Below are 14,678 nucleotides of genomic sequence, written 5' to 3'. Positions count from 1 at the left end.
TTTTTATTTTTATTTCTTAATTATCAATTTCTTCACCTCCCTCTCTACTTTCCAAAAGAATAGTGGATAGGTGAGCCAATACAGCAACCATACTATAGGCATTAGCACCCAAATAGCAATATACAAATAGATGCGGAAGCATTTTAGCAGGAATTTACGCTTCTTACTGCCGTAAATCATCTTTGCCCAGATGCCGAAAAGGCGGTTGCCTTTCTTCTCTGCCGAAAGGAGAAAACGCTTGTAATGCACACCTCCGTGGGCTACTATTGCTTGCTGCAGTCCTGTGTAATCATCGGTTTGCAGGTGAGGGGCAATGAGAGAGCCGTATACACTCGCACCTTGTACATCTTTATCAGCAACACCTGCTTTGGGGAACACACCGAGATAGCGTTTGTTCTTGTCGCCTGAAAAGAGCCATTGTACAATGGTAATCACACTGATATGATTGTGATGCCTATCGGTAAGGGCAATATTACCTACTAAATGTGCCCCACAATCGGTTAAGAGTTTTTTTACTTTCTGGTGCGCCATCACCCACATATTGCGTGTGCCTGAAATGGTGATGACAGGTTTGCCACTGAGGAGTTTTTTAGCTTCGGGGTGTTGCAAAAAAGAACTCAATGGGATAGAAGGCGAGAGATACCACACTTGGTAGCCCAAAATCACTAAATCGTAATCGGTATGGGGGAGGTTAAAAGGTTGTAGAGGTTGGGGAATTTGCAAGTAGGATTCGGGGAAGGCGTCAAAGAATGTATCGTCTGTCCACGGAAAAGGGAAAGGAGTCGCAGTATCAATAGGCAAAAAGTCGATAGTTACCTCCGTGAGTGGGGATAGTACACTATCGATAATCTCTTTAAGTTGCCCCGATTGGGTATAATATACTACTAATACGCGTTTCATTGTTCATCCCAAAAGTTGAAATAGTTAAACCATTGTAGCGGGTACTTTTTGAGCATCTGCTCCATATTTTCGGTATAGGCATCCAGCAATGCTTGAGCATCGCGCCCTTTCACCTCAGCTACTTGGGCATATAGGTGGTAATGCAACCTACTTTCCTTCATCACATAGACGAAAAGCACTGGCACTTTCAAGCGGGAGGCTATAAAGAAAGGACCTGCGGGGAAGGTAGCTTCTGCACCCAACAACGTTCCTTTGAGCGAACGCACTCCCTCAAAATATCGGTCGCCGGTGAAACACACTATCTTGTTATCGCCAATAGCATCGTTGATTTTGAAGATATGTGACATATCTTCTTTTACATAGATAAACTGATTCGAGGGTTTATTTTTAGAAATCGACTCCAAATACTCTTTGATTACGGAGTGTTCCATATCGGTAGTTACCGTACTGATTTGCAAATTGAGATCTATTTTTCTAAAAAAAGGTTCGGCTATTTCAAAGTTACCGATATGTGCGGAAATGAGTACGCCACTTTGTTGCTGGTCGAGGAGTTTATACAAATTTTCGACACCATCGAACTCATAAGTAAATTTATCTTCGAGTCCTGCTAAAATAGCGATTTTATCAATAATAGTTTGTCCGAAAGTAAAGTAATTGAGGTAGAGGCAAACGACAGCTTTGAGGGGATTATATCCCAAGCGATGGCGGAAATAGTAATACATATAGCCATTGGATCGCCACTCAAATAGAAAATAGTAGAAAGCCACAAATACCAATAAGGTATAAGCGGCGTAAATACCTAAGTGTTTCATCAACCATACAAAGATGCTATAGCCTAATACATTTCCTTTAGACTTTCCTTGCCATTTGGTCTTGCCTTCGTCGTTAGTGTGCATTCACTTTATTTTCTAAGGTAGTATAAAAGTCGTTGAAGGTTACGATAGGTTTGAAATCGGCTTCTACCAATTTCACACCGAATTCTTGTTCAATCATCACCACCAAATCTACGTAGTCGAGGCTATCTAATCCTAAAGATTCGCGGAAGTTAGCCTCGGGAGCAATCACGCTACCATCTACTTCAAATTCATCTACAAAAATACGGGTAGTAAGGTCTATTATTTCCTGTCTGTTCATTATTACGGTTTTTAATATACTTTTTAAAAAGGGACAAAGGTATGAATTAATTATAGATTAATCAAATTTTTCATTGAGATACTTATTTTTACTTCTTGCGAAAGACATTTGTTCTCTTATACCTCCTTGTGGTAAAAACATTTCTTGTTGTTTTTCTATTAAATGTCTAAGCATATAAGTTGCTTGTTGAATGAGAGTGATACAGAGGTTTGCCAATGCTTCATCATCACATTTAGGGAGTAAAGTAGGATACCTCCAAGAGATTTCTTGACTACGGGCAAAAGCACGAACTTTCTCAAAACGAGGATGCCCCTTTTTCCATTGAACTTTATTTCGTACTCTTAAATAATCTTCATAATCAAGCAATAGCTCTTCAAGACTCGCTTTTGCAACATTTGTTAGCTTTATTTCTGTTTCGGCAGAAGTGGTAGCTGCTTGACTTCCTTCCGCAATATTCTGTTTCCCAGAACGTGCTGCTTGCAACATTTGGTCAATGGTGCGGTCTCCTTTTTTAAGAAAGTGTTGCACAAAATAAAAGGTTATGTCATAAATAATCACAGATACTTGATAAACACGTAATTTCTTATATCCTCCTTTTTGTTTCAAAAAAGTTGTCATTTTTAAAGTGGTTTATTAATTTTGTTAGACTATTGGGACAAGTCGGACAAAGCAGAGTTATCAGACAAGGCAGACAAGTCAGACAAGTCGGATGAGGCTAACAGGTAGAATGAAAGTTTAGAGTTATTCATTTTTTATTTTTTCCCAAGTATCTTTTAAGCCGACGGTTTTGTTGAACACCAATTTTTCGGGGGTAGTATCGGGGTCTACACTGAAATAACCCAAACGTTGGAACTGTACTGTGTCGCCTGCTTGAGCAGTTTTGAGACTTGGCTCTACATAAGCAGTTACCACCTTTAGAGAATCGGGGTTGATGTAGTTTAAGAAACTATCTTCTTGGTGATCGGGTTCAGGAACAGTAAATAGACGGTCGTAGAGGCGCGCTTCTGCTTCTACAGCGTGAGTTACTGATACCCAATGCAATGTACCTTTTACCTTGCGCATACTTGCCTCAGTACCACTACCACTGCGGCTTTCGGGGTCGTAAGTACAATGAATTTCGGTAATATTTCCTTGAGCATCTTTCACTACGCTTTCAGCTTTGATAATATAAGCATTTTTAAGGCGTACTTCACCTCCTAATTTCAATCGAAAATACTTTTTATCGGCTTCTTCGCGGAAGTCGTCGCGCTCGATATAGATTTCACGACTAAAAGGTACTTTACGGAAAGTCATAGGGGTAACCTCGGGATTATTTTCGGCGTCAAGCCATTCTTCTTGTCCCTCAGGATAATTGGTAATCACTACCTTCACGGGGTCGAGTACTGCCATTACGCGGTTTGCTTTTTTATTGAGGTCTTCGCGCACACAGAATTCTAAAAGAGATACATCGATGAGGTTTTCGCGTTTGGCAATACCAATGGTATCAGCGAATTTGCGAATCGCTTCGGGGGTATATCCACGGCGGCGCAAACCAGAGATAGTAGGCATACGAGGGTCGTCCCAGCCAGCCACATAATTTTCGGTTACCAATTGCAAGAGTTTTCGTTTGCTCACAATGGTGTGACTGAGATTTCGGCGGGCAAACTCACGTTGTTTAGGGCGTGTACGAGTATTGTCGTATACTTGATCTAAAAACCAGTCGTATAGTTCGCGGTGAGGCAAAAACTCTAAGGTGCAGAGAGAGTGAGATATTTGTTCGAGGTAGTCGCTTTCTCCGTGCGCCCAGTCGTACATAGGATAAATATGCCATTTGTCACCAGTGCGGTGGTGTGAAGCGTTCATAATACGGTAGATGATAGGGTCGCGCATTAGCATATTAGGCGATGCCATATCTATTTTGGCGCGGAGTACATAGGTACCATTTTCGAACTCACCGTTTTTCATACGTTCAAAAAGGGCGAGGTTTTCCTCAGGAGAGGTATTGCGATAGGGGCTCTCGGTTCCTGCTGTAGTAGGGGTACCTTTTTGAGCAGCAATTTCTTCGGAGGTTTGTTTATCGACATAAGCTTTTCCTTGTTTGATGAGCATTACCGCCCAGTCGTAAAGTTCTTGAAAATAGTCGGAAGCATAGCATTCTTTATCCCATTTGAATCCGAGCCACTCTACATCACGACGAATTGCATCTACATATTCTTGTTCTTCTTTAGAAGGGTTGGTGTCGTCGAAGCGCAAATTTACAGGGGCGTTGTAGCGCAAGCCCAATCCGAAGTTGAGGCAGATAGAGCTAGCGTGACCGAGGTGCAAGTAGCCATTGGGTTCTGGAGGGAAGCGAAAGCGCAAAGCGTTGGCGGGGAAACCTGCAGTGAGGTCTTCCTCAATGATATTTTCTATAAAATTATTAGAGCGTTGTTCTTTTAATTCTTCTGACATTTTTTTAGTGTTTAGGGGGTTAGTCGTTAGAAATTGTCATCAAGTCGAGGAACATTTGTCGTACCTCTTCATTTTCATCATTATTGGAGATATATTGAAAGCCAAATCTTTCATAGAAAGGAAATGCCTGTCGGTAAGCATCAACTGTTATCAATCGACAGGCTTGTTTTTTATTGAGAGTTATGCAATTAGCAATAATTCCCTCGAGAAGTATTCTTCCTAATCCCTTTCCTTTATAAGTTTTATCCACTCCTAAACGTCCTATTTTTAGAGATGGAATATTCTTCAAATGTCGTTTGAGATGTGGCAGTAATCCTCCTACAAATTTTTTATACTGACTTTTAGAGGAGAATAATTCTTCTTTAATTTGCATACTATCATTTAGTAGACTGTAAAATCCTAAAGTTCGTTCACTATTTTCTACAATAAAAGTAGTAGCAAGCATTTGCTTTTGGTAAGGTATTGCTTCCTTGAATAGGAAATCATTCAAATCTTCATCTTCACAATCAAAGGGCTTAATAATATGTTCTTCTGTGAGTAATGAAAAAGACAATTCTTCTATCGTATTTTCTTTATTCATTATTTGTTGGTTTTTCTTTAAAAATAGATTTTAAAAATTTTGCACTTTCCTCCATTTTTTTACGACTAAGTACAATGCCTTTTTCTTTTAGATATTGAGGATAAGTCTCTAATTTTATTAAAAAATCAATTGCATCTTGCCCTTCAAGTACGGGGGTGGGTTGTATTTCTCTTGCCATAATATTAGATGTTAGGATTAAGGATTACTATAACTTTTACTACTATATACTCTCTACAAAGTGCAAAGGTAGGAATAATTAGTGAATTAGCAAATTTAGTGCGAGTGGCAAGAGTCGTAGAAAATGTAGGTTGCAAGCCGCACGTGCAGGTGGTGGAAGCTGTGGGAATAATGGGAGTGGTGGTAGCTGGGGGAGTTGGGGGAAGAGAAAATAATAGAAAAGTAGTAGCAAGTTGTTTTTAGTAAGGTATTGCTTCCTTAAATAGGAAATCATTCAAATCTTCATCTTCACAATCAAGAGGTTTAATTATATGATTGAATGTAGTTTAACAAAAATAGATTGATTATCAAGCAATCAACTTTACCAAAGTGTAGGGACACAAATGCGAATATCGTATTAATAATTAAGTTGTAGATGTAAAGACAAATGGTAACGGTCATCACTTTTGAAAGTAGTGCTATACGTTGTTTTTACTCCTAATATAGCGAAGAGATGGTTGCGCAATTGTTGTTTGAAATCTGTTCCAAAAGAAAAATGGTATTGAGTTTTGCACAAGAGCGTATTATCTGGGTAGACTACTTCGTCGTAGAATAACCGAATAGTTTTAGCGGCGTAATCGTTGTTGGTGAGAGTTTTATAATATTCTATATTCTGATTTTCCAGTTTGCTATAGGTAGGCAATTGACATTGGAATGCTACAAAAGGGGTTATTTCAACTCCCGAAAGTTGGTAACTACGGCTGTGTAATGCTTGAGCGGTGAGGAAATGCCTATCAGTAAGGGTTTGTGCTAATACATCAGTTTGGTAGGCTTGGTGATAGCCGAGCGTAACAGCAGTTTCGCATAATTGAGTGTATTTTTCAGAATAATAATGTACTGAAAATTGCACATCGCGCAATTGCGCTTCATAGTTTTTTCCTTGTTGTAGATTTAAAAAATTTTTACGAGAAGTTTCAGTATATTGAGCGTAATATCTCAACTGAGCTTCCGATAGCTTTTTCAGGCGTTGTATATAGACCTTATAGTTTGTGGTATTAAGCGTTGCCATTAAGCGTTCATCGGCTTCATACTCAGTATTACTTTGGTAAGTGTTTGCTTTTTGCCATTGGTAATGAACTCCAGCTATCCATTGGGTAGTAGGAGTTGTATAATGATAATGCAGTGTTAGTTCATTGAAAGGGCGTTCACGTTTGGTAGAGACATCAGTGGGAAGCTCGAAGGTGCCATAGCCTAATTGCCAACGGAGGTATTTAGGGTAGTTCATAGGGATATGGCTATCACTATCGGAAAAAGAAATACCATTGTCTACTTGGGCAAGTCCGTACGTTGTTCCTATGGCTATTTGTTGTTGAGAGGTAAGATTCAGTGCTAATTGGGCGGTAAAAGCTAATTCATTAGTTATTATTTTAGGACGAGGATCAAAGGAGGTACGGTATTTTTCACCTAAGTGATAACGGGCAGCAATCATTCCGTTGAGATGAGAGGTAATGAGTGGAGTGATAAGTCCACCAAATACTTGGTATTGTTGAGCATTCCAATTAGAAGCCTTGCTCACGGCATAGTAATGAGGGTCGGGCATTAGCCCATCGGGAGCAACCTCAACATAAGAGAGATTCCATTTTTTATCGGTTTGATATTCTCTTTTAATAGTGACATCGCCGAAGAAAGCTGTTTTTTTAGCTTTGTAATAACCATTAGTATTTAGGCTGATAGTTGTAACAGCTGAGGGCTGTTGTCCCAAGTGTAAATCACCTTTTTCAGTTTGGAAAGAAAGTCCGGAATTTGTAAAATTCTCTAGAGAAGAGGCAGGCAAGAGTACAGGAGTTTGCAGATAAGTTTGGAATACTTTAGGATGTAAGTAACTATCCACTCTGCTTTGAGAGTAGATAGTTACTGTTGAAGCAAATAATATGAAAAGGGTTTTAGGTATCATCAGTTTAGGGAACTTACATCGGGAGTGGATATCCATATAAAGTCGTTGGTAGAGTTGTTCGTATCTTGATAGAAGATTTTATCACCTACTCTTTTAGTTTCTTTGCGAATAGCTGATTCGGAGGAGTAAGCACCTTTAGGGCTACTGAGGGCTCCAGCATCTACATTAGTAGGCAAACGTTTAGGCAGGTTTGCTTCTTGACAACCTACACCGTCAATAATAATATCTACAGGTATCTGCAAGTATTTTCTATCAGGTTTTTTTCCACGCATAGCGGGACTTTGCACTATTTTTAGAGCATCAGTTTCAGCTTTAGTAGCCCTAAATAACACATAAGCATCACGCCCTTGCACATTTAACACCATATCTTTAAGTGTGTTTATTTTATAGCGTACCTCCATATTAATGGCAGGATTATCAATATCAGTATTATTTTCTTGATTAGGCAAATAGACCTCGAATTTAGCTTTACTTAAATCGACTGTTAGTTCGGGGTTAGGGACTTCGTACTTTTTACCTCCAATGGTAAGTGGTGCTTTGTGGTTCATCGCTGTTTTGGCGACAATCATTGATTTACCTGAAGCCAAGGGGTAAGTAGTACCATTACCAGGGAAGGCATAGATTTCGTAAGCATAAACAAATTTTGTATTAGCATCTTTACCAACGCCTACTAAATCAGGAGATTTACTCCAGTCTATTTGACCATTCTCATCTAAGTTTTCTTTTGAAAAATTGTTATACCAGCCGTGGATTTGAGCAAAGCAGATATTATCTAAATAGATGGTTTCGTTAGAATTGTTATGCACCTCAAAGAATTGGTCTCTCCACTGGAAACCAGCAGCTTTTTGATTATCAGAACTAACATAATAAACTTGTTTAATAAGCAAATCGCCTGTTTTACCTGTTTGTAATACCAATTCACTGATAGCATTTTGCTGTGCATTGATAGTTACTTTACTCAACGAAGCGTTGAAGCTCGCTTCTTTTTCCTCACCAAAGAGTCTTTTCATCTGTTCGGCAGATAGAGAGATAGAAGCAGAAATATCATAGGTACCCGCAGATATTACTACACTTGCCTTTCCTTGAGCATCGGTTTTGACAGTGTATATCTGACCATTTTGCAAATTGGTAAGTTTTACATTTACTCCTTCGGCTGCTTTGCCACCAAAGAAATCGTCGTACTTCACCGATAAACGATGAGTGATATTAGTTACAAAACCATCGCTATCATTATCTTTTTTGCAGGATAGCACGGTTATAAAGAGTGCAAAAATTAGAATTACTCGTTTCATATAATTAGAAATATTGATTATTTTCAAAACTGATATTTTACACTTCCACCAAATGAAATTTTGCTATTTTGTAGAGAAGTGTGTCCGTTGACAGTAATTTTAGGTCGATAGTTTAGGAAATTATTAGCATAAAGAGAGATAGATAGTCCGTTGAGCATTTCCTTGGTGATGCGCAAATGGAAATTGTGATAAGTAGGGGTATGTACTGTTTTAGTTTCGTTAGGTGTTAAAAATAAATGTTTATAGCGAGAGTGTGTACGCTCGGCAGCAGGGATTTCGTGATATACTAAATTTTTATCCATATAAGCATACGGATAAATCTCTCTCAAGGCAATATAGTTGTTAGAAAAAGTGAATTGTTCGACAGTGAGTGAAAAAAGCAAGCCTAAGGAAGATATATGATGAGTAGCTGTGAGTCGCAAGTGCATTTGTTCGCGCTGAGAAGCATCGGTAGGATAATAGCCATATACATATTTTTCTTCGAGAGCATTGTTGGTTTTGCTGATATAAGGTAGGCGCGAAGTACTTGAAGAAAACACATAACTTCCTGAAAGTGAAAATTGAGTATTGATTTTATCTATCTTATTGAAAAACAAGATGAGTTCAACCCCTTTATCAGTATAGTACGAGCCATTAGTAGCTGTAGAATAGGTACGCACTACTTTTTCATAGCCATCAATACGATAGGTAGGAGGTATGTGTTCAGGATCGGCAGAAGGAATAGAGGTGAGTTTAGGGAGATCGTAGAGCTTGAAAGTAGTTTCAGAAGTAAAGGCATCGAAAGTTTTATTGAGATATGTTGTGAGGTTTAGCTGCATAAATTTGAGAGAAACATCAGTACCAAGTTCGTATTTCCACGCTTTAGAAGGTTTTAAATCTACTTTCCGACGTTGTTCTACATAAGTTTGCACACGATTCACTGCATAATGATTGGTTCGATCATCGCGCAAAAGGATATCAAAATGAACGTTACCAGGAAATCGATTGGCTAAGGAAGGTGCTTTGGTAGCTAAACCTACACCCCCTCTTAACTTGAAATATTTGGTAAACTCATACGCCATATTCACACGCGGACTCAGACTACTGTAACCGTTTTGATTTTCGTAACGCAAACCTATATTGGCAACTAACAGTTGTCGGTTAGCACGTTGCCATTGGAAGTTATCCTGCAGATAGACACTCAACAATTTGTTTGCTATTACATATTTATTGAAGTTCAAAGGACGTACTCCTTCTTCGGAATTGGATATTTTACTCACCGTACCCACTGTGTTGGCGGTTGAAGAATCAAACACTTTACCTTCACCTAAATTATCGTTGTAGAGGAAGCCTATTCCTGCACTTATATTTTGGCTAAAATTATCATTCTTTAAATGCTTGCTTATCCCCAGCTGACTGTTGATGCTAAAAGGTAACCCTATAGTGCGCACTAAAGAACGAAAAGCGACAGGTGTATAGAGCCCTTCGTGCAGTGCTGTGGTGGTAGCGGTGGGCACTACCTCTCCCCCATTGTTGATAAACTGCTCTTTGTAATCATCTTGTTTAGAAACAGAAAGACCGAAAGTGAGATTCAGTTGGTCAATCCATTTTTTGCTGAACTGCCATCCTAAACGATTGCTGAATGTGAGTCCGTAGTCTTTTTTATTAGATGAATTACGAAAACCCTCTACTTGTTCTTTATCCGTTTTATTGCCATCGATATTGCTTCTCAGGGTTAGGTTAAAAGTATTGCGGAAGTTGTTCTTAGGACTCACTACACTCCAAATAGAAGAAAGCGTTACACGGTTATAGCCATCAAGATTGTTACGAGGGTCAGCATTGGCATTTAAGTAGTCTAACGATAGACTCAAATTGCCTACTTTATCACTGATTTTAAATCCTTTATTTACACTTACAGCATTTCCTCCACCTATCATACTGGCAGACACTTGCAAAGGATAAACTCCTGCTTTGCGGTCAATTACCACCAAACCTGTAGTTGCATTGCCGTATTTAGCGTCGGCGATACCCGTAATTACCTCTACTTTTTCTATACTTGAAGCAGGAATAGTTCGCAAATCCATACCCGTGTTGATACGAGAGAAAGCTGTAGTATTGATATTCTTGCTATAAGTTTGCATATTCTCATCGTTACTCAAAGGCATATCGTCAATGATATAGCTAATACCAAAAGCATTATTATCGGACTTGATTGCAGTACGTAGGTTCAGTATATTAGGAGTAAAAAAAGAAGGTTTTTCGATAGTTTGCCCAGGGAGTTGTTGTAAAATATCGGATACCGAAAACGATTGGAATTGTCCTATAGCATAATTATTTAATACTACTGCCGAACTCACTTTGTCGCGTACCTTGGTAGCTGTTACGACCACCTCGTTGAGACGCAGGGTTTCCTCTTGCATTATTACAGAAATGAAATGAGTGAGGGTTACTGTTCCTTTGATTGTTTGCGATTGCAATCCCAACATTGTAAAGCTAAGGTCGTATTCTTTATAAACAGAGATAGAAAACTCACCTTTATCATTGGTAAAAGCCCATTTTCCTGAGATTTTATCAACCACAGTTACTCCTTGTAGAGGTTGTTGTTGCACACTCACCACACGTCCTGAGAGGGTGATTTGCGCTATTAAACCACAAGGAAATAGGAGAGATATAATAAGAAGAAAAATCCTCATTTCATTTGTTTTAAAAACACCTAATCATTTTGAGAGTGCAAAGATAGGTTATTTTTATTAATTACAAATAACAAAGAGGTTTTTTATAAAAAACTTTGCCAAAGTTCACGGCACAAGAAGTGTTTAGAACTTTGGCAAAGTATATAGGTTTTTCATTTTTAACGAATTGCTGCGCCGAATTGCTTTTCAAAAGCATCTTGTAGGCGTTGCATCGTTTTATCGATTTGTTTATCGGTAAGGGTTTTGTTGTCGTCTTGAAGGACGAAACTAAGAGCGTAACTCTTTTTACCTTCGGGGAGTTTATCGCCTTGATATACATCGAAAAGGTTTACGCGTTGCAAGAGGTCTTTTTCAGTTGTATATGCTACTTTATAAAGGTCGGCAAAGGTTACTTTATCGTCGAGCAAGAGGGCTAAATCACGGCGTACTTCGGGGTATTTAGGTATTTCTTTATAGACTACTTTATGCCCCTGTACTTGTGCTACAATCACTTCCCAATTCAAATCGGCAACGAGTACTTCTTGCTTGATTCCAAACTCTTTGAGCACTTTGGTTTTTACAACGCCTATGGTTCCTAAAAGGGTCTCCCCTATTTGCCAACGGAAACCTTCACTATATACAACTTCATTAGCTTCTAATGGCAAGGTAACTATTTCTTTTAATCCGAGACGTTCAAAAAGAGATTCTACTACCCCTTTGAGTTGGAAGAAAGAGACTTTTTGTGCTGGACTTCCCCAATGTTCGGGGTGGGTATTCCCTGTAAGATAAAGCACTAAATGCTTGTCTTCATTATAATTACCATCGAGATAGTGATAGTTTTTACCAAACTCAAACAATTTCAAATCGGAGCGCTTGCGGTTGTTGTTGTAGGCAATCACTTCTAAACCAGAAAACACGAGATTTTTGCGCATATATCCTAAATCACTGCTGAGTGGATTGAGGAGTTTTACGGCTTGTTCGGGATTCTCGGTATAAGTAGTGATTTCTTTTTCGGAAACAAGGCTATTGGTCATAATTTCCAAAAATCCTTGAGCGACTAATTGTTCGGCTACTACATTCTGTATATTATGGTCGGCATACTTATCAGAATGTGCCATTGTAGCGTTCACTTTTTCGGTGATATCGATATTGTTGTAGCCGTAGATACGGAGGATTTCTTCAATCACATCGGCTTCGCGTTGTACATCTACACGATAGGAAGGCACTAAAAGTCCTAAACCGCGCTCGGTGAGTGAATTGACTTTGATATCAAGGGAGTGAAGAATGGACTTAATGGTGTCGCGAGAGATTTTCTGACCGATGAGTTTATCGACATTCTCAAAAGCGAGGAATACCTGAAAATCTTCTTGTTTTTTAGGATAAAAATCTATTACATCGGAAGAGATGACACCCCCAGCAATATTTTCAATTAGTACAGCAGCATACATCAGTGCATACTTGCAATCTTCAATATTGATACCACGTTCAAATCGATAAGAGGCATCGGTATTAATTGCGTGGCGTTTAGCGGTTTTACGTACTGAAACGGGATTGAAATAAGCACTTTCTAAGAAAATATTGCGTGTAAATGGCGTAACACCAGAATTTTCACCGCCTAATACCCCTGCTATGCATAAAGGTTTTTCGGCATCACAAATCATCAAATCTTCGGCGCTGAGGGTGCGTTCTACTCCATCGAGGGTTTTGAATTTAGTACCTTCTTCAGCATTTTTCACCACTATTTTACGTCCGATAATATGGTCGGCATCGAAAGCGTGGAGAGGTTGCCCCATTCCGTGTAATACGTAATTAGTAGCATCGACTACGTTGTTTTTAGGGGTAATACCAATGGCTTTCAGTTTATTTTGCAACCACATAGGCGATTCACCAACGCGTACATTGCTGATAGTTACGCCAGTGTAGCGAGGCACGAGTTTTTTGTTCTGTACCTCTATATCCATTTTTATTGAGCGGTTATCGATGTGAAATTTGGTTACTGAAGGGGTAATAAGCTCTAAAGAGGTGCCTTTCTGTATCAATCCGGCACGCAAGTCGCGCGCTACACCGTAGTGGCTCATTGCATCGGCGCGGTTAGGGGTAAGACCGATTTCAAAAACTTCATCAGTTTCTACCTCAAATACTTTACTTGCAGGAGTTCCTACTTCATATTTATCATCGAGCACCATAATACCATCGTGACTTTCGCCTAATCCGAGTTCGTCTTCAGCGCAAATCATTCCAAAGCTTTCTTCACCGCGGATTTTTCCTTTTTTAATTTCAAAAGGCTTGTCGTCTTTGTCGTATAATACAGTACCTATGGTTGCTACGAGTACTTTTTGCCCTTGAGCAACGTTAGGAGCGCCACAAACGATTTGCAGAGGAGCGTCGCCGCCTACATCTACTTTAGTGATTTTGAGTTTATCGGCATTAGGGTGCTTTTCGCACTCAAGCACGTGACCTACGACTACGCCTTTGAGAGCGCCTTTTACACTTTCGAAGTGTTCAATACCTTCTACTTCTAAACCTAAATCAGTAAGAATTACCGCTGTATCTTCAGCAGGCAAGTCTAACTTCAAATATTGTTTTAACCAGTTATAGGATATTTTCATTCAATGAACAATTGATAATTAAAATATTTACAAGGGGCAAAGGTACAAATAATTTGGCAATTAGCAAATTTGTAAATTAGCAAATTTGCGCGATGGATATTTCACTACCAAGTAATAATCTTATCTACAATAGCCTGCTGTTCTGAGGCTGTTCGTCTGAGGTAAATACGAGTAGTTTCAATACTTTCGTGCCCCATAAGGTCGGCAAGGAGAGAGATGTCGTTAAAGGCTTCCAAGAAGTTTTTAGCGTATCTATGTCTGAATGAATGTGGGTAGACGACTTTAGAATTGAGACCATATCTTTCAGCAAAAAGTTTGAGTTTTTGGGCAATACCTCGTGTAGTAATACGTTCTCCCAAGCGGTTGAGAAATAGGTAGCCTGAAGTTTTTTGCTCTTTTGTGAGCCATTTTATAGTTTCCTCACGTAACTGAAGTGGGATGAATAGGCGGCGGACTTTACCTCCTTTAGTGTATAGATCGAAATAGCCGATTTTTACGTGTTCTACTTTTATTTGGATAAGCTCGCTTACCCTTGCTCCTGTAGCTGCCAAAAATCGCACTACAAAATACCACATTGGGTTCTCTTCTTTTCGGAGTTGTTCTTTTAAAAAGAGGTAATCAGCCTGACTGATCACATTTTCTAAATAGGTGCGTTGCTGCACCTTCACTGATTTAAGTCGAAGTTTAGGCTTACCGATGTGTTCCAAAAACTTATTCAGTGCTTGAATGCGCAAGTTCACCGTTTTAGGTTTAAAATGCTCGATAAGGTATGTTTTGTAGAGCAAAAGGTTTTTCTTGCTGAGGGATTTGTACTTACCGTAGAAATCGTTTACAGCATATAGATAGGCAGTGATGGTATTTTCTGCCATTTGGCTCTCTTTGAGAGCAGTTTCAAAGGTTGTAACCATATTGTTTGAATTTTATATTATAGTGGTTACAATATAAGAAAATGACAGACAATATTTCCTAAGT

13 protein-coding genes are annotated in these 14,678 nt (G+C 39.1%); 1 reads left to right on the top strand and 12 read right to left on the bottom strand.

The features are described from left to right. Positions 1-9: 9 nt before the first annotated feature. The 7 genes from I7X29_RS06070 to I7X29_RS06040 all read right to left on the bottom strand — a co-directional run bounded on the left by I7X29_RS06070 (position 10) and on the right by I7X29_RS06040 (position 5,222). Positions 10-900 carry an NADPH-dependent FMN reductase family protein gene (locus I7X29_RS06070; RefSeq protein ID WP_198473374.1) on the bottom strand — a complete coding sequence of 297 codons (891 nt, stop codon included), beginning with the start codon at positions 898-900 and terminating at the stop codon, positions 10-12. Next, a complete protein-coding gene (locus I7X29_RS06065) occupies positions 897-1,796 on the bottom strand; it encodes an LpxL/LpxP family acyltransferase (protein WP_088595209.1) in 900 nt (299 codons plus the stop codon). The genes I7X29_RS06070 and I7X29_RS06065 overlap by 4 nt, the downstream gene beginning before the upstream one ends. Continuing rightward, positions 1,786-2,034 carry a phosphopantetheine-binding protein gene (locus I7X29_RS06060; protein ID WP_009414404.1) on the bottom strand — a complete coding sequence of 83 codons (249 nt, stop codon included), beginning with the start codon at positions 2,032-2,034 and terminating at the stop codon, positions 1,786-1,788. Before I7X29_RS06060 ends, I7X29_RS06065 begins: the two co-directional genes overlap by 11 nt. Positions 2,035-2,091: 57 nt before the next feature. Further along, on the bottom strand, positions 2,092-2,652 hold the full coding sequence (locus tag I7X29_RS06055; protein WP_198473372.1) for a four helix bundle suffix domain-containing protein: 561 nt from the start codon (positions 2,650-2,652) through the stop codon (positions 2,092-2,094). Positions 2,653-2,775: 123 nt separating this feature from the next. Next, positions 2,776-4,464 (bottom strand): glutamine--tRNA ligase/YqeY domain fusion protein, encoded by a 1,689-nt coding sequence (locus I7X29_RS06050; RefSeq protein WP_198473370.1) that lies wholly within the window; start codon positions 4,462-4,464, stop codon positions 2,776-2,778. A gap of 19 nt (positions 4,465-4,483) precedes the next feature. After that, on the bottom strand, positions 4,484-5,044 hold the full coding sequence (locus tag I7X29_RS06045) for a GNAT family N-acetyltransferase (protein WP_198473368.1): 561 nt from the start codon (positions 5,042-5,044) through the stop codon (positions 4,484-4,486). Further along, entirely contained in the window at positions 5,037-5,222 is a 186-nt protein-coding gene (locus I7X29_RS06040) for a hypothetical protein (RefSeq protein WP_088595213.1), read from the bottom strand. Before I7X29_RS06040 ends, I7X29_RS06045 begins: the two co-directional genes overlap by 8 nt. Before the next feature lie 104 nt (positions 5,223-5,326). Between I7X29_RS06040 and I7X29_RS06035 the strand changes: the two genes are divergently transcribed. Further along, positions 5,327-5,464 carry a hypothetical protein gene (locus I7X29_RS06035; RefSeq protein WP_198473366.1) on the top strand — a complete coding sequence of 46 codons (138 nt, stop codon included), beginning with the start codon at positions 5,327-5,329 and terminating at the stop codon, positions 5,462-5,464. 154 nt (positions 5,465-5,618) lie between these two features. Here I7X29_RS06035 and I7X29_RS06030 read toward each other — a convergent pair whose 3' ends face one another. From I7X29_RS06030 to I7X29_RS06010, 5 genes are all read right to left on the bottom strand, one after another. Next, a complete protein-coding gene (locus I7X29_RS06030; RefSeq protein ID WP_198473364.1) occupies positions 5,619-7,190 on the bottom strand; it encodes a DUF6850 family outer membrane beta-barrel protein in 1,572 nt (523 codons plus the stop codon). Further along, entirely contained in the window at positions 7,154-8,446 is a 1,293-nt protein-coding gene (locus I7X29_RS06025; RefSeq protein WP_198473362.1) for a DUF4876 domain-containing protein, read from the bottom strand. Before I7X29_RS06025 ends, I7X29_RS06030 begins: the two co-directional genes overlap by 37 nt. A gap of 23 nt (positions 8,447-8,469) precedes the next feature. Then, positions 8,470-11,118, bottom strand: coding sequence for a TonB-dependent receptor (locus tag I7X29_RS06020; protein ID WP_198473360.1), 2,649 nt, complete (start codon positions 11,116-11,118; stop codon positions 8,470-8,472). A 158-nt stretch (positions 11,119-11,276) separates the two neighbouring features. Further along, a complete protein-coding gene (pheT, locus tag I7X29_RS06015; RefSeq protein ID WP_198465570.1) occupies positions 11,277-13,706 on the bottom strand; it encodes a phenylalanine--tRNA ligase subunit beta in 2,430 nt (809 codons plus the stop codon). 104 nt (positions 13,707-13,810) lie between these two features. Continuing rightward, a complete protein-coding gene (locus tag I7X29_RS06010; protein WP_009414408.1) occupies positions 13,811-14,614 on the bottom strand; it encodes a tyrosine-type recombinase/integrase in 804 nt (267 codons plus the stop codon). Positions 14,615-14,678 lie beyond the last annotated feature (64 nt).

The sequence above is a fragment of the Capnocytophaga periodontitidis genome, assembly GCF_016126015.1.
In the GTDB taxonomy this organism is placed as follows: domain Bacteria; phylum Bacteroidota; class Bacteroidia; order Flavobacteriales; family Flavobacteriaceae; genus Capnocytophaga; species Capnocytophaga periodontitidis.
Note: the sequence above shows the minus strand (reverse complement) of the source record. Positions and strands in the feature narration are given on the sequence as shown.